This is a genomic window from Xylanibacter caecicola (assembly GCF_013166515.1).
Lineage (GTDB): Bacteria > Bacteroidota > Bacteroidia > Bacteroidales > Bacteroidaceae > Prevotella > Prevotella caecicola.
Genome location: NZ_JABKKJ010000004.1, coordinates 76,760 through 97,502, shown reverse-complemented (window position 1 = coordinate 97,502; position 20,743 = coordinate 76,760). Strand labels below are relative to the sequence as shown.

At 44.5% G+C, this 20,743-nt stretch carries 20 protein-coding genes; 10 read left to right on the top strand and 10 right to left on the bottom strand.

Translation table 11 applies throughout. The annotated features are described in order from the left end of the window. Positions 1–2: 2 nt before the first annotated feature. From HPS54_RS04080 to uvrB, 3 genes are all read right to left on the bottom strand, one after another. Positions 3–2,330 (bottom strand): putative porin, encoded by a 2,328-nt coding sequence (locus HPS54_RS04080; protein ID WP_172344199.1) that lies wholly within the window; start codon positions 2,328–2,330, stop codon positions 3–5. Positions 2,331–2,579: 249 nt separating this feature from the next. Further along, positions 2,580–3,215 carry a DUF4468 domain-containing protein gene (locus HPS54_RS04075; protein ID WP_172344198.1) on the bottom strand — a complete coding sequence of 212 codons (636 nt, stop codon included), beginning with the start codon at positions 3,213–3,215 and terminating at the stop codon, positions 2,580–2,582. Between the two features lie 95 nt (positions 3,216–3,310). Further along, positions 3,311–5,350, bottom strand: a complete 2,040-nt coding sequence (gene uvrB, locus HPS54_RS04070; RefSeq protein ID WP_172344197.1) for an excinuclease ABC subunit UvrB — start codon at positions 5,348–5,350, stop codon at positions 3,311–3,313. Between the two features lie 198 nt (positions 5,351–5,548). On the opposite strand from uvrB, the gene HPS54_RS04065 reads away from it, so the two are divergent. From HPS54_RS04065 to HPS54_RS04040, 6 genes are all read left to right on the top strand, one after another. Then, positions 5,549–6,379, top strand: a complete 831-nt coding sequence (locus HPS54_RS04065) for an outer membrane protein assembly factor BamD (RefSeq protein ID WP_172344196.1) — start codon at positions 5,549–5,551, stop codon at positions 6,377–6,379. A gap of 88 nt (positions 6,380–6,467) precedes the next feature. Next, positions 6,468–6,800 (top strand): DNA-directed RNA polymerase subunit omega, encoded by a 333-nt coding sequence (locus tag HPS54_RS04060; protein WP_172344195.1) that lies wholly within the window; start codon positions 6,468–6,470, stop codon positions 6,798–6,800. Further along, the gene (locus HPS54_RS04055) at positions 6,800–7,258 is read left to right on the top strand and encodes a DUF4293 domain-containing protein (protein ID WP_172344194.1); all 459 of its coding nucleotides are present in this window, start codon (positions 6,800–6,802) and stop codon (positions 7,256–7,258) included. Before HPS54_RS04060 ends, HPS54_RS04055 begins: the two co-directional genes overlap by 1 nt. Before the next feature lie 690 nt (positions 7,259–7,948). Further along, complete coding sequence (locus tag HPS54_RS04050) at positions 7,949–8,380, top strand: Fur family transcriptional regulator (RefSeq protein ID WP_172344193.1); 432 nt, start codon at positions 7,949–7,951, stop codon at positions 8,378–8,380. Between the two features lie 19 nt (positions 8,381–8,399). Continuing rightward, a complete protein-coding gene (locus tag HPS54_RS04045; protein ID WP_172344192.1) occupies positions 8,400–8,954 on the top strand; it encodes an NADH peroxidase in 555 nt (184 codons plus the stop codon). 78 nt (positions 8,955–9,032) lie between these two features. Continuing rightward, complete coding sequence (locus HPS54_RS04040; protein WP_172344191.1) at positions 9,033–9,215, top strand: FeoB-associated Cys-rich membrane protein; 183 nt, start codon at positions 9,033–9,035, stop codon at positions 9,213–9,215. Positions 9,216–9,372: 157 nt separating this feature from the next. On the opposite strand, the gene HPS54_RS04035 is transcribed toward HPS54_RS04040, so the two are convergent. From HPS54_RS04035 to nusB, 7 genes are read right to left on the bottom strand one after another with little or no spacing between them, the layout of a single operon-like run. Then, positions 9,373–10,071, bottom strand: coding sequence for a DUF2461 domain-containing protein (locus HPS54_RS04035; RefSeq protein ID WP_172344190.1), 699 nt, complete (start codon positions 10,069–10,071; stop codon positions 9,373–9,375). 19 nt (positions 10,072–10,090) lie between these two features. After that, positions 10,091–10,735, bottom strand: coding sequence for an endonuclease III (gene nth, locus HPS54_RS04030; RefSeq protein WP_172344189.1), 645 nt, complete (start codon positions 10,733–10,735; stop codon positions 10,091–10,093). A gap of 24 nt (positions 10,736–10,759) precedes the next feature. After that, positions 10,760–11,179 (bottom strand): DUF5606 family protein, encoded by a 420-nt coding sequence (locus tag HPS54_RS04025; RefSeq protein ID WP_172344188.1) that lies wholly within the window; start codon positions 11,177–11,179, stop codon positions 10,760–10,762. A gap of 51 nt (positions 11,180–11,230) precedes the next feature. Further along, positions 11,231–11,788, bottom strand: coding sequence for a dephospho-CoA kinase (coaE, locus tag HPS54_RS04020; RefSeq protein ID WP_172344187.1), 558 nt, complete (start codon positions 11,786–11,788; stop codon positions 11,231–11,233). Positions 11,789–11,791: 3 nt separating this feature from the next. After that, complete coding sequence (locus HPS54_RS04015; protein ID WP_172344186.1) at positions 11,792–12,775, bottom strand: CdaR family protein; 984 nt, start codon at positions 12,773–12,775, stop codon at positions 11,792–11,794. Further along, positions 12,775–13,104, bottom strand: coding sequence for a preprotein translocase subunit YajC (gene yajC / locus HPS54_RS04010; RefSeq protein WP_172344185.1), 330 nt, complete (start codon positions 13,102–13,104; stop codon positions 12,775–12,777). Before yajC ends, HPS54_RS04015 begins: the two co-directional genes overlap by 1 nt. 35 nt (positions 13,105–13,139) lie before the next feature. Continuing rightward, positions 13,140–14,090, bottom strand: coding sequence for a transcription antitermination factor NusB (nusB, locus tag HPS54_RS04005; protein ID WP_172344184.1), 951 nt, complete (start codon positions 14,088–14,090; stop codon positions 13,140–13,142). Positions 14,091–14,888: 798 nt separating this feature from the next. Between nusB and HPS54_RS04000 the strand changes: the two genes are divergently transcribed. From HPS54_RS04000 to HPS54_RS03985, 4 genes are all read left to right on the top strand, one after another. Next, the gene (locus HPS54_RS04000) at positions 14,889–17,834 is read left to right on the top strand and encodes a hypothetical protein (RefSeq protein WP_172344183.1); all 2,946 of its coding nucleotides are present in this window, start codon (positions 14,889–14,891) and stop codon (positions 17,832–17,834) included. Between the two features lie 452 nt (positions 17,835–18,286). Further along, on the top strand, positions 18,287–18,595 hold the full coding sequence (locus HPS54_RS03995; RefSeq protein ID WP_172344182.1) for a hypothetical protein: 309 nt from the start codon (positions 18,287–18,289) through the stop codon (positions 18,593–18,595). 148 nt (positions 18,596–18,743) lie between these two features. Beyond that, positions 18,744–18,926 carry a hypothetical protein gene (locus tag HPS54_RS03990; protein WP_172344181.1) on the top strand — a complete coding sequence of 61 codons (183 nt, stop codon included), beginning with the start codon at positions 18,744–18,746 and terminating at the stop codon, positions 18,924–18,926. Positions 18,927–19,305: 379 nt separating this feature from the next. Continuing rightward, positions 19,306–20,733: a zinc-binding metallopeptidase family protein gene (locus HPS54_RS03985; RefSeq protein ID WP_216653027.1), complete on the top strand. Its 1,428-nt coding sequence runs from the start codon at positions 19,306–19,308 to the stop codon at positions 20,731–20,733. Positions 20,734–20,743 lie beyond the last annotated feature (10 nt).

Below are 20,743 nucleotides of genomic sequence, written 5' to 3'. Positions count from 1 at the left end.
TCCTAATTAAAGAAATTCCATGACAAACCAAAGCGAAAGACCATTGTGTTTATCGGATAATGAGGTGTGAGAAACGCCTCTCCCTCACCGGCATTGACATGACTCATCATGACGAAGAAACGTGTCTGCTTGAGATGCATGTTCGCATAGACGTTGACAATAGGATAGCCTCCCAGCTTTATGTTGTTTTCTCCATTGTCCTGTACTGTATACTGACCTATGGCGGGACTATAGTCTGGCGCATAATATTTAGTGAAGTATCTGACGTCCGCGCCCAAATCCACCTTCAACACCCGCGCTATTTTAAAGCGCAGATACAGGTTGCTGTATACATTGACGTCCGGAACAGGAAGAATCTCTGCCTTACTCGATTTCTGATAAGTTATCTGATTTTCCCAGTTAAGCGGTCCTAACCTGAAGTCCTGCTCAAGTTGTAATGTAAGAAGACTGATGTTGTCACCACACTGATTTACGGCTACATTGTTTCCTGTACGTCCGAAATCATCCGTAATATTATAACTCTGCGCCAGATATGTATAGTTCTTCAACTCGTCTATTGCCACTCTGAGTCGTGTACGCGTTCGTTTCAAAGAGAAAACGCCTTCTATATGTGAACGTATCTCGTTGTCAAGGTCTGTATTGTCCCACCATAAATGCTTGGAATGAAAATGCCTGTGATAGAAAGTAGGGTTGAGACGATAGAAATATGCACGTGCCGCAAGTCTGACAGTGTCGTTGAAAAGTTTGAAATTCAAGTCTGCAGCCGCGTCGATCTTTACCTGTCCGGCATCCTCACCTGCAACCCATGTCTCTCCGGTTACATTATAATGTAGCAAAGAACCTTGTGTCTTGCTCAACTGACCTCCCACACTGACATTATGTTCGCTGTACTTAGCCAGCCCGTCATTGACATCTGCAATAGTGAAGTGTCTGAGTTCGGATGTAGCAAAGGCTTTCAGTCCTGCCTTTGCCCACTTGTTAAATCCCTCAAGCAAGGCAATGGCAAAGGTGTTCTTTATCGAATAATGGCGTGTCTTGTCATATATGGAGTCGCCGGCAGCCCTTCCAATACCATCAAAATACTTGTTTGCATAATAATTCTCAGGAGTTTCGTATGCCTGATATATACGTCTGTAGTTGTCAACCTTAAGAGTATGTATGAAACTTGTAACCGGTACATACTCGTTTTTCATCCACGACGTGTCCTCCGCAACCTTATTCTCTGCAATAGAAAGACTGTCCAATACAGTCTTACCGCTAACGGAAATTCTGTTTTTCTTATCGTCTGCAACGACCGTAGGCTCGTCACCGGCTATTATTGCATCGTCCGGACGACCGGAAAAAGTCCGTTGGTTATCGAAATCGTCCTCATCAAACTTCTTTCCGTCACGCTTTGCCTTTTTCCGTGCCTTGTCCTTTTCTTTCTCAGCATCATTCTCTTTCTTTGCTTCTATGGCAAACTTGCGTGCCTTTATCTCGTCCTCCGTCATCTTGACCTTGCGACTGAAGCCGACGTTATACCGGTGTGAAAAGAATATATGCTGATTATCATTTCTGTTCCAGTTACGTTCAAGCACAACCGGAATTTCGTTTTCACGGAAATCATCTTCAAACATTTCAGGATGAGTGATATACCTGTCATCTGTTATACCTCCGTTCTCTGCCACCTTCTCATGATTTGTAGACATCAGCAGATGCGCATTGTAGCGTTCGCCAAGGTATGAGGCATACATTGAATAGTTGAAATGTGAAGTGCTTTGATTTTGATAATATCCACGCCCGTAGATATAGTCAAACTTAAATCCCATACCAAGTTCCTTGCCTGCATTTACACCAAACAGAGCCTTTAAATGGTCTTCTCCGTTTGTCTTGTCACCGCATTCATTATAAGATATGTTTGTTATTGGAGACAAAGTATTTGTAAACAGAAACTTGTCCACAGGCGTTATGAAATAGTCATAAGGCTGTGTAAAGATGAATTGCTCCGTCATATCACGGTCAATGAATATGCGGTTTATACGTGGGGCACCAAGATTTCCGGTAGTATTGTACTCCCCTCTCATGCCGGAAGTGAATATAGTGTTCATGAACATGTGCGACGATGTATCGGGAACAGCCGCCATACGGTCACCAAACCTTTCGTCCACGGTCCACACCTTCAGTCCCTTAGGAATCTCCTTGTTGTTATTGTTCAGCGTATCACGCCTGTTACGCATATCTTGCCCGGCAGGTGTATAGGCGCCATCATCTGTTATCTGATTGAAATCTTGCGACAATGCCGTGCCGTTACATAAGATAAGCAACAGCAATGCAAGTAAAAGTCTGCTCATTTTATAAAACGAAATATACACTCAAAGAACTTGAATGCCATTGAAATTAGTATTATAAACGTTCCTGTCTCTTTGCCCCAGAAGAAGTAAAACAATAATCCAATGACTGCACCCAATACAAATATAAGATTCAGGATATTGCGAATCATGAAAAATTTATCGGGCTTGTCTTCCTGCTTGTGATGACGCAAGTTTCTCTCCATAATCAGTTTTTTTAATTTAAAGCCACCAAAGGCTTGAAAAAACAGCCTACTCCTTAACAATGCGTTCTATATTCTCAAAAAGGAAATCCTTGCGGTCTACTGTCTTACGGCGGAACTTCGCCGAACCGGGAAGAAGCTTCGTCTGTTTCTTGTTAAGGGCTTTCGCATCGGAAATCCAGTCTTCCGCCTTGTACACACTACCGCCTTGAGGCTTGCGGTCTTCCTCGTACTTATAGAAAAGACGGTTCATCTTCAATGTAAGATGGTTGTCCTTACATTCCGCAATAAGCGTGTAGTTGAACTTTGAACGGTCGAGCGAAAGGAAAGAGTCTTTAAAGACAAGCCATTCTTTTATTGTTGCCACGATTATATGGTCCTTTTTATTTACCAGAGCCACACAACTTCCTTCAAGCTGGTTTTCCTGCTTTGTAAGATCATCGAGACACTTATACATCCGGTCATATATCTGTTCTGCGCTTTTACCCGGAACATCCACATCAAGAGTCCATTGCACCTTGCCGTCCTCTTCCGTCACCGCACCGACAAGATACTTCTCATCCGGATTCGGCTTTACCACTTCTTCTACTGCTTTTGTTGAATTCTGAACAGGCTTTTCCCATACATTCTGTGCAAAACCAACAATGGAAAAGACTGTTAATATGGATGTTGCGATAAATCTCATAAACGTTCCAAACTTAAATTTAATATATTAATAAGCGCAAAATTAGTAAATAATGTGTGATTTTACGTACATTAAGCATATTTTAACATCAAAGACTACTTTGTCTCAAGTATTTTCCGGAGCTGCACAATCTCATCCCTATATTGCGCCGCCTGTATGAAGTCGAGTTCCTTTGCAGCCTGTTTCATCAGCTGTGTCGTACGTTCAATACTTCTTTCCAACTGTTCCTTTGTCATCTTCTCAATGATACAGTCGGCGGCAAAAGCAACTTCATCCGTCTCAATATAAGGACGGTACTCCTTTTTCCGGGATATTCCGTCATCCGACGTTCCCGTATTCTTCACGAGTATATTCTGCTTTATATCCTTTGAAACCTGCTTGGGTGTTATATGGTGCTCTTCATTATACTTCAACTGTTTGGTACGCCTTCTCAAAGTCTCGTCTATAGTCATCTGCATGCTCGCAGTGATATTGTCGGCATACATTATAACCTTTCCGTTTATGTTGCGAGCCGCACGCCCGGCTGTCTGCGTAAGCGAACGGTGTGAACGCAGAAAACCTTCCTTGTCGGCATCAAGAATTGCGACAAGAGAAACCTCAGGCAGATCAAGACCTTCGCGCAAAAGATTTACACCGACCAATACGTCAAACAGACCGGCACGAAGATCACTCATAATCTTGACCCTGTCAAGCGTTGCGACGTCACTGTGGATATAGTTCGCACGCACTTCATGGTTCAGCAGATACTCGGTAAGTTCCTCCGCCATACGCTTTGTAAGTGTTGTGACAAGCGTGCGTTCGTCTTTTTCGCATCTTGTCAATATCTCGTCCATAAGGTCGTCAATCTGATTTTCACTGGGACGCACCTCTATTTCCGGATCAAGAAGTCCGGTAGGACGTATCACCTGCTCGACAACAACGCCTTCAGACTCCTCAAGCTCATAGTCTGCCGGAGTTGCAGATACGTATATGACCTGATTTATCATATCATGAAACTCCTCAAACTTAAGCGGACGGTTGTCAAAAGCGGCAGGAAGCCGGAAGCCAAACTCAACAAGATTGGACTTTCTTGCCCTGTCCCCTCCATACATAGCCCTTATCTGCGGCACACTGACATGACTCTCATCGATGACAAGAAGGAAATCTTTCGGAAAAAAATCCAAAAGACAATATGGTTTCTGCCCCTCTTCCCTTCCGTCAAAATATCGCGAATAGTTCTCTATACCCGAACAGTGTCCAAGCTCCTTTATCATCTCAAGATCATATTCAACCCGCTCTTTAATGCGCTGAGCCTTAATTGTATCACCGATTTCATTAAAGAAATCTATACGTTCTTGCAGATCTTCCTGTATCTGTCTTACTGCATATTCCGTCTGTTCCTTCGATGTAACAAACAGATTGGCAGGATATATCTGATATTCATCAAAGGATGCAAGTTTGTGATACGACACCGGATCCACCTCTTCTATTGTGTCTATCTCATCATCCCAAAAGGTTACACGCAACACATAGTCGCTGTAAGCCATGAATATATCAACGGTCTCACCCTTGACTCTGAAGTTTCCGCGTTTCAACTCAATGTCATTCCTTACATAAAGGGCACCCACCAGCTTCATAAGAAAAGCATTGCGCTCTATGGCCATGCCTTTCTTTATATGAATCACACTGCCCGCCATTGCCGCAGGACCACCCATACCGTATATACACGACACGGAAGAGACAACGACAACGTCACTTCGTCCGGACAAAAGAGAGGATACGGCAGACAGACGCAAGCGGTCTATCTCCTCATTAATGGCAAGATCTTTCTCTATATACGTATCCGTTTGCGGAACATACGCTTCCGGCTGGTAATAATCGTAATAGGAAACATAGTATTCCACGGCATTTTCGGGAAAAAAACCTTTCATTTCCTCATAAAGCTGTGCCGCAAGGGTCTTGTTATGGCTTAAAATAAGAGTAGGCTTGTTCACCTGTGCGATGACGTTGGCTATGGCAAAAGTCTTTCCGGAGCCTGTCACGCCAAGCAAAACCTGCGACTTGTCACCGCGACATATACCGTTCACCAGCTCTTTTATTGCTTCCGGCTGATCACCGGTAGGACTGTATTTCGATGTTATCTTGAACTTACCCATACATTGTACCGAATAATGGCATCACACATTGAACACCCGACTTGAACAAACTTTTATCCTAACCTGCTTTACGGCTGCAAAAATACAAATTAAGTGCCTAATAAACATGAAAAGGATGTTATTTTTACTAAAAAGCCTTTTTGAGCTTTTGGTATTAATAGAATTATGTGTAATTTTGCAACTCAAATAATCATTATAATGAAGAATAACATTCTTATCGCAATATATTCATGTGTGGCACTGTCTTTTACCGGTTGCGCTCATGAATTCAATCAAGTGTACAAGTCACAGGATTATAATTTCAAATACGAATATGCCAAAGAATGCTTCGCCAACGGCAAGTACACCCGCTCCTCAACACTGCTGAGAGAACTTTTCACCATGATGAAAGGAACGGAAAACGCAGAAGAATCTCTTTACATGCTTGCTATGTCCGAATACGGGAACAAGGACTATGAGAGCGCGGCAGAGTGCTTCAAGAGGTATTACAAGAGCTATCCCAAGGGCATTTATGCCGAAATGGCATCATACTATATTGGCGAAAGCCTTTTCCAAAGCACTCCCGAACCGCGTCTTGACCAAACGGAGACAGTCAATGCCATCGCCGCTTTTCAGGAATATATGGATTTGTTTCCCGATGCAAAGATGAAAGGCACGGCACAGCAACGGCTCTTTCAGCTTCAGGACAAGCTTATAAAGAAAGAGCTTTATTCGGCACAACTTTATTACAATCTCGGCACTTATTTCGGCAACTGCACAAGCGGAGGAAGCAACTACGAGGCATGTATCATCACTGCACAGAACGCAATGAAAGACTATCCATATACGGAACACCGCGAAGAGTTTGCATCTCTGATAATGAAAAGTAAATTCTGCCTGGCAGAACAGAGCGTGGAAGAAAAACGCCTTGACCGTTTCCGCGATGCGGAAGATGAGTGCTACGGATTCATCAACGAATATCCGGACTCAAAAGAACGCAGCCTTGCGGAAAAATATATTGCCACGTGCAAGAAACACACCAAAGAATAACATGTGTTATATGCACGACAACCGAAGGCGAAACGCTTCTGAAAAATTAACGACATCTCTGAATTAATAAATATTAAAGTATAAAATAATGGATTACAAGAAATCAAAAGCACCTGTAAACACAGTTACACGCAACATTATGGATCTATGCGATGAAACCGGAAACATCTATGAGAGCGTATCTATTATTGCCAAACGCGCCAATCAGATATCGGTTGAAATAAAGCAGGATCTTAGCAAGAAACTTGCAGAATTTGCTTCTTATAACGACAGCTTGGAGGAAGTTTTTGAAAATCGTGAGCAGATAGAGATCTCAAGATACTATGAAAAGTTGCCCAAACCGACACTTTTGGCAACAGAAGAATTTATGGATTCTAATATTTACTGGCGCGAAGCATCTAAAGAAGCATCCAAAGACTGATGATACAACGTAAACAGACACTATATCTTCTCATCTCCGTCATCATAAGCGTTATATGCCTATGCCTGCCCGTCGGCAGGTTTGTGTCGTCTACAATAACGCCCGACCACAGTTTGTACAATCTATGGTTGAAATCATACGACGGTTCTCTCGACTTTTCCGGTTGCATATTGTTTGCATTGCTTCTGCTTACATGCACAATATCCATAGCGGCGATATTCACATACAGCAACAGGAAGAGGCAAGGACGAATGTGTCTTTTAAACATATTCTTTCTTATCGCATGGTATGCGGCATATTTCTTTACGGGATTTGTAACATATAGCAACGACAATACAGAGTTCAGAATGCTGTTTACAGCAGCATTCCCCGCCGTTTCACTGATACTGAACGTCATGGCACGCAAGGCAATACTTGCCGATGAGGCACTTGTAAGGTCGGCAGACAGAATAAGATAAAAGGCTTAAAGGTTTTCTAAACATCAATAACACGAGAGTGTGCATAATGCAAGTCATCCACCATGGGATTGAACCTGCAATTATGCACACTCTCTTTCTATACGGTATCCGTGTTGTTGAATGTGAAAAATATGTCCTTACCTGTAAGAGGATATATCCGGATATACTTATCCCGAACTCCTATATATAATAAGGTGTAAACAAATATACGCGAGTTCGAGATAAGGAACAATAGTTTTAGTCGTGTTCTTTTCCGGGTAGGGACACATTCTTGTATCTGTCCGCACGCCTCATAGAGGCGTTCCTTATACCGTTCATACAGATAAAAGTGACAAAACGACAAGGCATTTGTATTGAAGACCTTGACTTCTTATCTGAACGCCTCTATGAGGCGTGCGGACAAATACAAGAATATGTCCCTACTCTGTGAGAGTAAGTATTTGAATGTTCTTATTTTGAATTCGCGTAAATATACAATTAGTTTGTAATTTTTACAAATATATAATTTGTATTATTATATTTTATTTGTACCTTTGCATAAGGCAAGCGGCACCTCAGCAAATTGAAACAAATTTCATTGCATTCGGTTTGCATTACCTTTGCATAAGGTAAGCGGCACCTCAACAATTTGAAACAAGTTTTATTGTGTTCGGTTTGCATTACCTTTGCATCACAATAAAAACAATAAAGATGACGGACAAAAGCGCATACGACATTCTTACACAATGCAACATACGCCCTTCGGTACAGAGAATGGAGATTATGGAGTATCTGCTGAACAACCCCACCCACCCTACCGTGGAGGATGTCTATGTCGGACTGTGCAAAAAAATGCCGACGCTAAGCCGTACAACGGTCTACAACACGCTGAGACTGCTGTCGGAACACAACGCGGCACGAATGATAACAATAGACGAGCACAGAGTCTGTTACGACGGCAACACCACGCCGCATGTCCATTTCTATTGTAAAAAATGCGGACATGTAACTGATTTCTTCGACGAACCGGCACCGATAGTCGGCAAGAACATGATGATAGACGGGAATGCCGTGGACGAGATGCAGCTGTATTACAAAGGAATATGTTCTTGTTGTCTTTCCGGACAACAGGATAATAAATAACCAATAAAATAAAAACATTATGAAAAAAAAGTTTATCTGCACCGTTTGTGGATATGTTCACGAAGGTGATGAAGCACCGGAACAGTGTCCGATCTGTAAGGCCGGCAAAGAGAAGTTCAACGAAATGGACGTCAATGACACAGAGTCATTCGCTACAGTTCACGAGCTTGGCGCTGCAATAAAGGAAAACGCAAACGAAGAGATGATAAAAGATCTCAATGCACACTTCAACGGTGAATGCGGCGAAGTGGGAATGTATCTGGCAATGAGCCGTCAGGCTGACCGCGAAGGATACCCCGAAATAGCAGAGGCTTACAAGCGCTATGCTTTTGAAGAGGCAGAACACGCAGCAAAGTTTGCAGAGCTTCTCGGCGACGTACTCAAAGACACCAAGAGCAATCTCGAGGCACGTATCGCTGCAGAGCGCGGCGCATGCGAGGACAAGTTCCGCATTGCAAGAAACGCAAAGGCTGCCGGTATGGATGCTGTTCACGACACTGTTCACGAAATGGCAAAGGACGAAGCACGTCACTGTGCAGGCTTCATGGGTCTCTACAAGCGTTATTTCAAATAAGAACGTAACATCATGACCAAATAAAGAGGGTGTGTCAAAATCAATAATACAGGATTTTGATACATCCTCGTTATTTATATGCAGACAATAATAACCATATTGATAATTGCCGTATGCCTGGTACTTGCGGGCATACACATATACCGTACCCTGACAGACAAGGGCAATCCGTGCAGCAACTGTCCGGGATGTGCAATAAAGAAGGAAATGGAAAAGAAAAAAGGCAAAAACAAATGGGACTGTATCAAAACAAGAAGATAGAGGGAGATAGTAGAAGTTATGTGGCAAAAGCCACGGAAGATAAAGGACAATAGTCTTATACCAAGCGGTAAAACATGCAACTTTATCTTCTTTTATCTCTACATTCTCCCCCCCCATCTTTTATTTTAGACAGTACTATTCTTTATAAACCAGACCTCTACTCATAGTCGTCTATGACGGAATTCACAAAGTCCATCATCGGCTTTGCCACCTTGAATATCTTCACGGCTTCATCAAACCATGCCTCACCGCCATAAAATGTATCAGGCACAGCCTTCCAACAGCAATAGTCTTTCATGCGAAGATAGTCAACAAACTCATAGTCGCGGGGAAAACCGGACGGAGATTTCTTAAGATACTCACCGCCGAAACCTTTTTTGTCTCCCCAACGGCTCTGCCCTGCCCTGCCGAAAAACCTTACAAACACGTCACTCTCAACAACAGCCCTCCATTCGTCTATGTTTGCCATTATCTCATTGCGGCACGATGTAAGGATGTTTGTCGGAAGACAATAGTTGCCACATGCCACAAAACAGTTGCCCGGCTCTACATGTATGTAATACCCTCCGTGAAAAGCCTTCTTGCCATGAGCCGCAATATACGCCCCGAAATGCCTTTTATACGGCGACTTGTCCGGTGAGAAACGCGTATCACGGTTGAAACGATATGTGGCATCCTTGACGGTTATATGCGATATGGAGGCATCGAACAGCGAAATACGCTCTATCAACGTCTCCACATCCTTCTCGAAAGTCTTCCTTACCGCCTGATATTCTTTCTTGTTTTCCAAAAACCACTCACGGTTGTTATTGTCACGTATGGCTTCCAAAAAGTCCAGAACTCTCTTTATATCCATATTACATGATGTAAACAGTTTACTTTTTCGCAACCCCTTTCTTGGGGCATATATCAGAAAAAGGACACTTGTCGCAATGCGGCGACCTGCTCGTGCACACATATCTCCCGTGCAACAACAGCCAGTGATGTGCATCGGCGACATCGCCCGACGGGATATTCCGCATCAGTTCCATTTCCACTTTCACGGGGTTGTCTGCCGTTTCGGGCACCAGTCCCAGACGGTGACTAACCCTGAACACATGCGTATCCACCGCCATTGCCGACCGTCCGTATGCCACAGCCTGTATTACATTGGCAGTCTTGCGCCCCACACCGGGCAGTTTCACGAGGTCGGACATTGCATCGGGCACCTCACCGGCAAAGTCTCTTACAATCATACGCGCCATTTCGGCAAGATGTTTCGACTTGGCATTGGGATAAGACACGCTGCGGATATACTCAAAAATATCCTCCGCATCCGCCTCTGCCATTGCCGCGGCATCCGGATATCGTGCAAACAGCGCCGGGGTAACAAGGTTTATACGCTTGTCGGTGCACTGTGCACTGAGCATTGTTGCAACAAGAAGCTGAAAGACACTGCCGAACTCAAGCTCGGTTGTGACATGCGGCATCTCCTTCCGGAAATGCTCCATTATGTACTCATAGCGCTCTTTTCTTCTCATTACACGGTTCCCCTCATACTACTGTCATTCAGCGGTCTCTTCCGTCTCAGGCTCTTCAAAGTCCGTTATGCCGTTGTCGACAAGAATGTTATACCACTGGAACAACTTCTTTATGTCACTGTCGTGCACACGGTCGCGGTCGAAGTCGGGAAGTATCGTTGCAAAATATTCTCTCAGCTCCTTGCTTCCGCACTTCTTGAAGTCTATCGACACCCTCTTTCCCTCTTCTTTGTCGCGCAATGTGGCAAGTATCTTCATCAGAGGCACGTCCTCGGCATCGGTATACATTGCTATATCCGACAGACTTATCACCCTGTCCGTTGCAAACGCGGGAAAACGTCTGTGGTTTTCGTCGATCGACTCGACGATAAGATTCATCTTTCCTCTTGAAACTAATTTGTAAAGTCCCGGTTTTCCTGAAATTGCCAAAATAGTTGTTTCCATTTTATTCTTTACTTTAGTTATGTTATTAATATAATTAATGTAAGTAGATATTCAAAATAAACTCTCTAACAGGCGTGCAATCTGCATGTCTACGTCCGCCGTACCGTCATTCACAATCTCGAAGTCGCTCCTTCTCAGCACCTCTTCCTGCGGCATCTGACATTCTATCCACTCCAACGCCCTGTCCCGCGATATGCCGTCGCGTTCCATTATGCGGTTCAAGCGCAACTCCAACGGCGCCGTAACACACACCACCCTGTCTACAAGCCTGTCGAAAGAGCTTGTAAACAGTATGGCACACTCCATCCACTGCATTCCCGATGCCTCGAAATCGGCAGCCACGGCAGGATGAACAATGGCATTGAGACGTGCGGCATTGTCCGGCGATGCAAGAAGAAACCTTGAAACAACAGCCTTGTCGAGTATCCCGTCGTCCGTATAAGCCGCCGCACCGATAAGTTTTCGTATGCTATCCTGCATGGACAACGACGTACGCATGAGCCGCTTTGCGGCGCTGTCACAGTCGTACACGTCCATTCCGCGCCTGCGCAGAAACCCGCACACATAACTCTTTCCGCAGCCTATGCCGCCGGTAACAGCCACTTTCATCGTCTATTTCTCCTCCACAAGATAGTCCACCTGACTTACATCCATGCGTGCATTGTGCACTCCGGCAGGCACCGTGCTAAGATGCAACGTGCACTTGTCCGACGGTTTTGCCATTATCTCATTGTAATCCACCGTTATGCGGAAACCGCCCGTATGTATCTTTCTGAACATGCTTGCGCCCACGGTGTATGTCACCTTTATGCGCGAAGGGAACGTACGCAGCACCTTTCCCTCGGGCATGTTCAGCGCCGTCACCGGTATGTCGGCACTCTCCTCGGTCAGAACGTCCGAGTATGCAGACAGTCTCACCTTGTCCGGAACGAACTTTATGCCCTTTATCTTCCGCAGTTCCACCGTCTTCACAAGCGTATCCTTAAGGTTTGTCACGTTCAACAGTTGCGTATATACAAAGTCTATGGTGTCGAGAGCCGCCTCGCTGCCATACACATCCACATGTGAGGGGCGCAGTTCTATAGCCTCAAGATTGTGGCTGCGTGCCGCCTCCACTTTGCCATAGAGTTTCACGGGCACACGTTTCTTCAGTCCGTAGTTGTAGAAAAACTCAAATTTGTTGGGCTTTATGCTCACGATATGCGACGAGCCGAACACTTTCTGGTATACAAGCCGCTGCAAGTCTCCGGAAGAAACCACTCCCGTGCCGTTCTTTTTCGAATACGTCTTGTAGCTTATGCTCACCTCGCGCACCTTGTCTCCGTAGATATATGCCCACAGCGAATAGCCCTTGTCACGCAGAACAACGCTCAGTGTGTCTTCCGCATCGCTCGTAAGCACCACATTGTCGGGCACATCCACAAGCCTTACGGGTATTCTCACCTCTTTTTCATACGTCTCGTTCAAGGTCATTACCAGCCAGAAAGAGCCGCTTAGTGCAAGGAAGAACAAAAAAATCAGAAACTCCTTATTCAGAAGTCTGAAGAAGAAGTTCCTGACAATACCGTATATATGCAAAAGCCCTTTGACGCTCATTATTTTGCCTGTGCTGTCGCATTAGCCGCCGTGGCATCTGCAAACACATATCCTTTGTCCATGCGCACGACAACACCCTTTGCTATTTCCACTGCAACGATGTTTGCGGCAATATCTATTTCCTTGACGGTTCCGTGAATGCCACCGCCCGTTATCACCTTGGTACCCACCTGCAGAGAGTTCTGGAAGTTGCGTATCTCCTTCTGTTTCTTCTGCTGTGGACGTATCATGAAAAACCACATAATGGCAAAAATGGCAACCATCATCAATAATGGCATATAACTGCTGCCGCCTGCTTGCTGTGCGGCAAGAAACATTGTTGTGTTCATAATCTGTATTTAATTGTTTAATGTTTGAAATCTCACTATGCTTTCTTTCCTCCGTTATCGTTCATTGTCTTGAAAATCTTGCCCGTATCCACAAGATGACGCGCAATGGAGTCAAGCATTCCGTTGATGTAAGAGGCGCTCTTCGGCGTGCTGTATACTTTCGCCAGGTCTACATACTCGTTTATCGTCACGCTAACGGGGATGTTCGAGAACGTAATCATCTCTGCAATGGCAATCTGCATGATGACAACGTCCATGTAGGCAAGCCGCCCGAAGTCCCAGTTACGCGATGCCTCGCTCATAAATCTCTGATACTGGTCGGCGTTGAGTATCGTTGCCCTGAAGAGCTTGCGTGCAAAATCCTTGTCCTCTACGTCCTTGTATTCGGGCAGAAGTTCCTGCTTGGACTTGTTCTTTTCATCAAACCGCTTTATCGTCTTCAGCACAAACGTGTCCACGATGTCCTTGTCGTCGTTCCAGTAAAGACTGCGTTCCTCAAGAATTGCATCAAGATCATCGTTGTCCGTTATGAACGTCTTGTAGAGCTTGCGCCACAGTTCGCGGTCCGCCTCATACGAATCTTCACCCTCCTGCATGTATTCGGCATAGATTGTGCTCTGCTCTATGTTGTCGCACAGTCGGCGTACGATATCCATTTCGTCTTCCCAGGTGTACTTCTGGTTCTCCATAAACTCGCACAACTGCCTGTTGCTCTCCAGTTGGAGTGCAAATCTGTTGTTGACAAACTTCTCCGAAGGCATCTCCCTGCCCTCACGAAGGGCACGTGCAGCCTCTATCTCAATACGATGACGCGCCTCTTTGGTTATCGACAATATAAGCGCCAGAAGACTGTTGTAGAGGTCGTATGCTTTGGAAAGGCTGAAGAAAAGTTCCTTTTCCGCATTGTCTATGTTTCTGTTTCCGTTCTGATAGTAAGCGTAGGTTAACTGAACTATCTTTATTCTTATCAGTTCTCTATTAATCATCGTATTATGTGTAACAAGTGCATATCTGTTGCAAAATTACCTAAAAATATATTTATATGCAAGAAAAACGACATTTTTATATTCCGACATAAACGAAGTTAATGCGCACGGACACGCAACAGACGTTACCAAACAGATGTTCAAAATCGAACGTATATGTATTAATCGGTAGACACGGTATTTACTTTATCATCACAATCAATCTATGACACCTGCTTATCAAAATGCTATGTCATGTCGTATTTTGCTTTCTTCCTGCTTTTTCCCAACCCCTCAGGAGCACGGTTCTTGTGATTTTAGAATTTCACGGGACGCAAAGACGGCACGCACGGGTGTGCAGTTGTAAGTATCATACCATAAGCATGTTAAGTCAAACAAGGTATCACGTGTGCATAAAATATGTGCATTCAGACCCTGAAAACGGTGCTTTTCGGTCTGTAACGAGGCACTTTAGCCCATGTAACGAGGCTCTTTACGATACTAAAGAGCGTATATAGGCACCCAAAATGCCGTGTTTAGCAGTGCTAAATGCCGTGTTTTCACACCGTAAACCATAGCTTTACCACCTCCGGAGCGCGTTTTTACATTTCTTAACACGTAGAATGAAAATTCGCAGAGATCGTTTTCAAAATACACATTGTCGCTTTTCAGACATATATACTTACACATTGGTCGGAGCAACCGGTTCAATATCACCGTATAAAAAAGCGAGGGCATTATATTTATATTTGCTTGGATATATTATGTAATATGTGTATTTTTGTAGCAAACGAATATCTGTAACTTAACAAACACCGCATGAAAGCACACACAACACACTTCTGCATACTCGCATGCCTGCTTTTCTTTACTACAGGATGCAGGGAAGAGAACAGCAGCATGCCTCCGTCGCTAAACGAAGAAGAGATGTATATGGGCTGCACACTGTCATCGATATCGCCCGACGGCGACAGTATCTGCATGATAGGCAGCGAGACAGGCGACATTTACAGATACTGCACGGCAACGGGAAAAGTGACTGACACGCTCGAAACCGGTACGGACCGTATATATAAGGTACTTACGGAAAGGACGGACGACGGCACATACTATTGGACGGGCATACGCAACATGGGACTGATAAGGTATCGATGCACGGGAAAAAGCCTTGTGATGCAGGGGCAGTTGCTGATGTGCAACGGCAAAAGCCGGTATTCTTCATACGATTTCATGATGTACGGCGGACGCATGTATGTCGCCACGTCCCACGGACTGATGTACAAGGACCTTGACGACACGGCAAGCAACGTCCTCACGCTTATATATCCGGACAACAACAGGGGCATTCCGATGCCCATGAGAACCGTACGGCTGTTGCGGCACGGCAGGTTCATATACGCCGCCTCTGCCGACGGGCTGCTGAAATACGACACCGGGAAAGGCGGACAGCCGGAGATAATGCACAAGGGCAAGAGCTTCAGCAGCATGATGGAAGTGAACGGGAAGATACATGCACTTGCAGGAAGTGTGCTTTACATAGACTGTCCTGACGGCAGACATGGCTCAAGCCACGACATCGGAGGCAGTGCCGACATCTATCACTTTGCAAACGGCATACACTATTTCATCAGCGAGGACAGGATAAGGGTGGTTCGCGACGAAGACATAGACAGTCACGACAGATATCGCACAATACCGCTACGCAGAAAGGTGCGTACGGAGTGTCACAACATCGTGATGAACAGTGCCGTATCGCCCTACTCCCTGCTCGTAACCGCGGACGCGCTGTTCGGCATACCGCATCATCTCGATGCCTTCAACACCGACGGCACGGCAACAGCCGCATGTTCTGCCGAAGGAAAGAGCTATTTTGTGACAAACAATAGTCTGTTTGTGAAGAGAGACGGAGCGGAAGAGGCTGTAAGACTGGCTGATCTGCCGAAGCAAGACTGCGTGACCGACATAATGGTGGCAGGCAAAACTTTGTATTATATCAACGGAAAGAAAGAACTGAAAAGAAAGAAAATAAGCGGTTCGTTCATCGTCAACGGCATCACCGGCGCACCCTCCGTTGTCTACAGCACTCCACTCGGCATAACATCGGCGGGCATCAGCGGCGACGGAGGCATATACATAAGTGTGCGCGACAGCATGTTGCTATACAAAGACAACGTCATAAGACTTGCCTGTGCCGCGAAAATGCCATATACAAACAGGTTTGCAGTCCGCGGAGACAGCATCTTTGCCGCCACGCTTAACCATGGTGTTCTCTGCGGCAGAGGCACACAACTGCGTCTTATGGACGGAACAGACCGCCACAAATTTATAAAAGACGTCGCTTTCACATCGTTTTCCGACAGTCCGTGCATACTTACCAACCACCGTCTGTTCTCCCCTTGCGGCAAAGACTCGGCAGAGGCAAAGGGCTTCAGTCGCCTGCTGACAGCAGACGGCAAGACATTTTATGCACTTATGGAACACGGTATAAGTAAATATGTCATCGGTAAGGACGGCATACACCATATCGGCGACACGCTTTGCGACATCCGTTTCTCGCCGTCACTGTCGTTCACGCATGCCGGAAAAGTATATATCGGTGCCCCGTCATTGGGAATAATAGAGCTGGATGCGCCGGGAAACAAGGCACAGTGGATAAAGTTTAACCACAGTGTATATACATTTGATTACAAGACAATTATGTTTATCTTTATCATAGTATGTTTATCCGTCGGCTTCTTCTATTGGCATCGTAACAGGAACAGAATGGATTTCAGCAAATACAAGAATTGGGAAGATATACAAAAGAAAATAGAGAACATAAATCCGGAGCATGCAAAACGCATGGCACCTACCCCACCGCGGGAAACAGAAACAATAGAAAGACTCTGCAATGAAGGCAATATATGGTTGAAAAAACACAAAAAACTGGAGAATGATATAGAACTATACAAGGAACTGACTGCGCTGACGGTATTTGAAAAGATGTGTAATCAAGACCTGTATTCGAAAATATGCGGACTTGAAACGACCGTAATGAAAAAGGACTTCAACTTGGATTTGTGTTTAAATGAGCTGGATGAAATAAAGAAAGAAATAAGGAGCATAGACATAGAGAGAATAAAGACACGCATAAAAGGTATGTATAAGGAATGCCGGAAACGCACGGAAGACATAAATCCAGGCTTCGGCAACCGCCTTGACTCAGATCTGGAAGGCATCGACAACAGCGTTCTCAAGGACATATCAAAGACATTGGAAGCCTTCAAAAGACTTGACAAGAAATTATTGTTCCTCACTGTAATGCAGGAAACTAAAACCATATCGGAAAGAATGAAGTCTATATCCGTGTCAAATAAAGAGAATAAAAACGAAGATGTAGACAATACAAAAGAGGAAATTAAAGGTTGTATAGAAAGACTATATACGATTTTATCTACCAAGACGGACTTGTTGGGAACCATTGGTCTGAAGCCTTCGAAAACAGAAGGCGTGAGCTTCGATAAAATTACCGGTAAGGAAAAGGCACTGATATTGCTTATGGCAGACAAGAAGACAAACTGGGAAGGAATAAAAGTCCTTTATGAAATAAATGATGAAACAAAAGACAAAGATGAAAATATGCTGAAAAATCTCAGAACTACATTCAGCAAGGTAAAGACTAAGCATATTGATGACGACAAGCATGTTAATAAAGACAAACTTAAAAGAATTAATGAGGCTGATGCCGACAGCATATCCAGATGTCTGTTGTATATAATAGAATAAGCCTTACTTTTCTACGCAAAGTTAGATTCTTGTATCTGTGGGAATGTGTCAAAATAAACTATCATTTGCGTGAGGATGTGTCAAAATAAGCAATAATCCACGTTGTAGGGACTTTAAACAGCTTGTTTTTTATCCGAAAAGTGTATTACTTCAAGAAATATACAGTGAGGTAATATTGCTAGACCAAAAGACCTATTGGCAACTCATTCGTATCAAATTGAAACTTATTATATTTGCAGCATTCAATATCAATCGGAAGTAATAACCCCTAATTTGAACTGCACATGAGGAAATTATTATTTATCTTAGCAACAACACTGATGTGTCTCGCAACAATAAATGCAGACGCACAAGTTTCTAAAGCGTTTAAGTCATTACGTTCTGTACAAAAAGCGGCATTGAAGAGTTCGCAAAGAGCGGCTATGGTCGGAGCTATTGCAACAAGGGGCATAATGGCAGACAAACAAACAGACAGATACAGAGAGGTAAAGACTACGGATGTCACGGCCAACACCCCTACAAACGAAGCAACTTCCCTGTCAGAAGACAAAGAGACCGGTACATACGAATACATCATCTATGGCGGAATTGCCTTGGGCATCATATTAATATTGGGTTTCATCGCATTCATCATATATGACAATTACTGCGAACCCGTCGGGAATAAAAGTTATTCGTATATCCCTCACATACACCCAAAGGCAGACAAGCCCCGTATATGGTATGTCAATCCTACCGGAGAAGTGAAGCTTTCACTATGACAGGCTATTGCCGATGACAAGTAAACAGCAACAAAGACGTTCCGTACCGTCTGACGGTTCAACCTCGCACAATCCTCGCACAATGTCTATCAGGCATGGTTGCGGAACGTCTTATATTGAATGTAGCAGAGGCTATATGACAACAGATATGGAGAACTGCAACAAAGATAATGCAAGCCGAACGCAATCAAGCTTGCTTGAAATTGCTGAGGCGAAGCTTATCTTATGCAAAGATAATGCAAGCCGAACGCAATCAAGCTTGCTTGAAATTGCTGAGGCGAAGCTTATCTTATACAAAAATATGCAACTAATGATTGCTGATTTTAAATAATATCCGTATCTTTGCATAAATCCTGTTCCCATAAAGAACAACGGATTATTACATAGTGGTATAAGGACGTCTATAAGAACGTCGTAAACTCTTGGTTTTCAGATCCTCGCAAGATTGTAGAAACATGTCAAGAGAGGTACGGCAACGAGACGTCCATGCTTTGGTATATTATATCATGTATTGTCTTGCCGGACATGGCAGGATGATATATTGTATCATAATATCTCACGGCGTGGGCTTCCTCTGTTGCTTATCTATTGACATGGGCAATGCGAGGAGCCTGAAACCGGGATAAGCGACAGATACAGAACCCACGTCTTTCCTTTTTATATTAACAGACCGAATCAGGGGTTTTATAGGTCGCATAAAACTTACTGCCATGAATTTACATGTACCAAGAATCCGACTAATCATTGTTTTCTCATGTGTAATACTGTGCTTTGCCACGATCGGAACGAATGCACAGAGATTGAAAACATCCTCTGAAATCACGTCGACACATGGAATTGATACACGCAACAAAAAGATTGAGAAGCGTTTTCTGTCTTATGTGTCTATAGAAAGCCAGTCGATCGACGACCCCGACCCTGAATCTTTCCCCATGACAGACGGACAAAAGCAGATAGCCAATCATATATATAACGAGATAAAATCGTTTGGTGGAAAGAACGTGAAAGTGACTTTATCGGAAGACTATTATATATATGTGGACATTCCGGCAAATATCAAGGACAATGTTCCGTCGGTATTGTTCATGGCACACATGGACGTAACGCCGGAAGCACCGGGCAAAGGCATAAAGCCGCAGGTACACAGGAACTATGACGGAGGGACTATAAACATTGGAAACGGTGTAACCCTAAGTCCGGACATGCCGCAAGGCACTCATCTTAAGTTCCTGAAAGGCAAGACAATCATAACATCGGACGGCTCTACCCTGCTCGGTGCCGACGACAAGACAGGCTGCACCGTGCTTGTAACCATGATAGAGGAGCTTGTAAACAATCCGAAACTGAAGCATGGACGCGTAATGGTGATGCTTTCGCAAAACGAGGATGTGGGCAAGGCGGCATATCGTTACGACCCGCAAGTGTTCGGAACACGCCCCGATATAGTGATAGACGTGGACGGAGATGCCCCGCGCGCCTATTCCGTAGCAAACTTCACCGCCATAGGACAGACCTTCCGTTTCAAGGGAAACATGGCACATCCCAGTCACGGATTTGAGAATAAATACGGTGACGCGCTCACTGCCTCGTCTTATTTCATAGGAAGCATACCTACTTCAGTACATCCGAGTGCAAGCACCGGCACAAAGGGATACATACATTGCTACTCGTGCGAACATCCTAAAGACAGCATGGGCAAGGACATACGCGACGAATATATAGCGAAAATACGTCTGCGTTATTTCGACAAGCACGAGGGCGACACGTTACTTCAGCATCTTGACAGCGCTTTCACAAAGACATGCCGTGCCTTTCCGTTTGTAGAGGTGACACGAAGCGAACCGGCACTGCAATATGAAAACATCGCCTACTCCATGCCGGAGTATGTTCCGTCGCTGATAACCAAGGCTGCCGCCAAAGCATCAATGACACTTACACCTCGCCACGAGCGTGGCGGCACAACATCTGCTATGCTCTCTGCACGCATGCCGGACATGATACCCGGCGGACCTTGTATCTATTCGGGACAACAAAGCGAACACAGCATATATGAATGGTGCTGCGTTGAAGAAATGTCACAAATGGTAAGCATGGTGGAGAACATTATCACAGACATCGCTAAAATGAAGAACAAATAAAATAACAACA

What these genes read in the sequence shown, in the direction of transcription:
- HPS54_RS04080 (WP_172344199.1), bottom strand. Translation starts at nt 2,330, where the DNA reads ATGAGCAGACTTTTACTTGCATTGCTGTTGCTTATCTTATGTAACGGC.
- HPS54_RS04075 (WP_172344198.1), bottom strand. Translation starts at nt 3,215, where the DNA reads ATGAGATTTATCGCAACATCCATATTAACAGTCTTTTCCATTGTTGGT.
- uvrB (WP_172344197.1), bottom strand. Translation starts at nt 5,350, where the DNA reads ATGGGTAAGTTCAAGATAACATCGAAATACAGTCCTACCGGTGATCAG.
- HPS54_RS04065 (WP_172344196.1), top strand. Translation starts at nt 5,549, where the DNA reads ATGAAGAATAACATTCTTATCGCAATATATTCATGTGTGGCACTGTCT.
- HPS54_RS04060 (WP_172344195.1), top strand. Translation starts at nt 6,468, where the DNA reads ATGGATTACAAGAAATCAAAAGCACCTGTAAACACAGTTACACGCAAC.
- HPS54_RS04055 (WP_172344194.1), top strand. Translation starts at nt 6,800, where the DNA reads ATGATACAACGTAAACAGACACTATATCTTCTCATCTCCGTCATCATA.
- HPS54_RS04050 (WP_172344193.1), top strand. Translation starts at nt 7,949, where the DNA reads ATGACGGACAAAAGCGCATACGACATTCTTACACAATGCAACATACGC.
- HPS54_RS04045 (WP_172344192.1), top strand. Translation starts at nt 8,400, where the DNA reads ATGAAAAAAAAGTTTATCTGCACCGTTTGTGGATATGTTCACGAAGGT.
- HPS54_RS04040 (WP_172344191.1), top strand. Translation starts at nt 9,033, where the DNA reads ATGCAGACAATAATAACCATATTGATAATTGCCGTATGCCTGGTACTT.
- HPS54_RS04035 (WP_172344190.1), bottom strand. Translation starts at nt 10,071, where the DNA reads ATGGATATAAAGAGAGTTCTGGACTTTTTGGAAGCCATACGTGACAAT.
- nth (WP_172344189.1), bottom strand. Translation starts at nt 10,735, where the DNA reads ATGAGAAGAAAAGAGCGCTATGAGTACATAATGGAGCATTTCCGGAAG.
- HPS54_RS04025 (WP_172344188.1), bottom strand. Translation starts at nt 11,179, where the DNA reads ATGGAAACAACTATTTTGGCAATTTCAGGAAAACCGGGACTTTACAAA.
- coaE (WP_172344187.1), bottom strand. Translation starts at nt 11,788, where the DNA reads ATGAAAGTGGCTGTTACCGGCGGCATAGGCTGCGGAAAGAGTTATGTG.
- HPS54_RS04015 (WP_172344186.1), bottom strand. Translation starts at nt 12,775, where the DNA reads ATGAGCGTCAAAGGGCTTTTGCATATATACGGTATTGTCAGGAACTTC.
- yajC (WP_172344185.1), bottom strand. Translation starts at nt 13,104, where the DNA reads ATGAACACAACAATGTTTCTTGCCGCACAGCAAGCAGGCGGCAGCAGT.
- nusB (WP_172344184.1), bottom strand. Translation starts at nt 14,090, where the DNA reads ATGATTAATAGAGAACTGATAAGAATAAAGATAGTTCAGTTAACCTAC.
- HPS54_RS04000 (WP_172344183.1), top strand. Translation starts at nt 14,889, where the DNA reads ATGAAAGCACACACAACACACTTCTGCATACTCGCATGCCTGCTTTTC.
- HPS54_RS03995 (WP_172344182.1), top strand. Translation starts at nt 18,287, where the DNA reads ATGGCAGACAAACAAACAGACAGATACAGAGAGGTAAAGACTACGGAT.
- HPS54_RS03990 (WP_172344181.1), top strand. Translation starts at nt 18,744, where the DNA reads ATGGAGAACTGCAACAAAGATAATGCAAGCCGAACGCAATCAAGCTTG.
- HPS54_RS03985 (WP_216653027.1), top strand. Translation starts at nt 19,306, where the DNA reads ATGAATTTACATGTACCAAGAATCCGACTAATCATTGTTTTCTCATGT.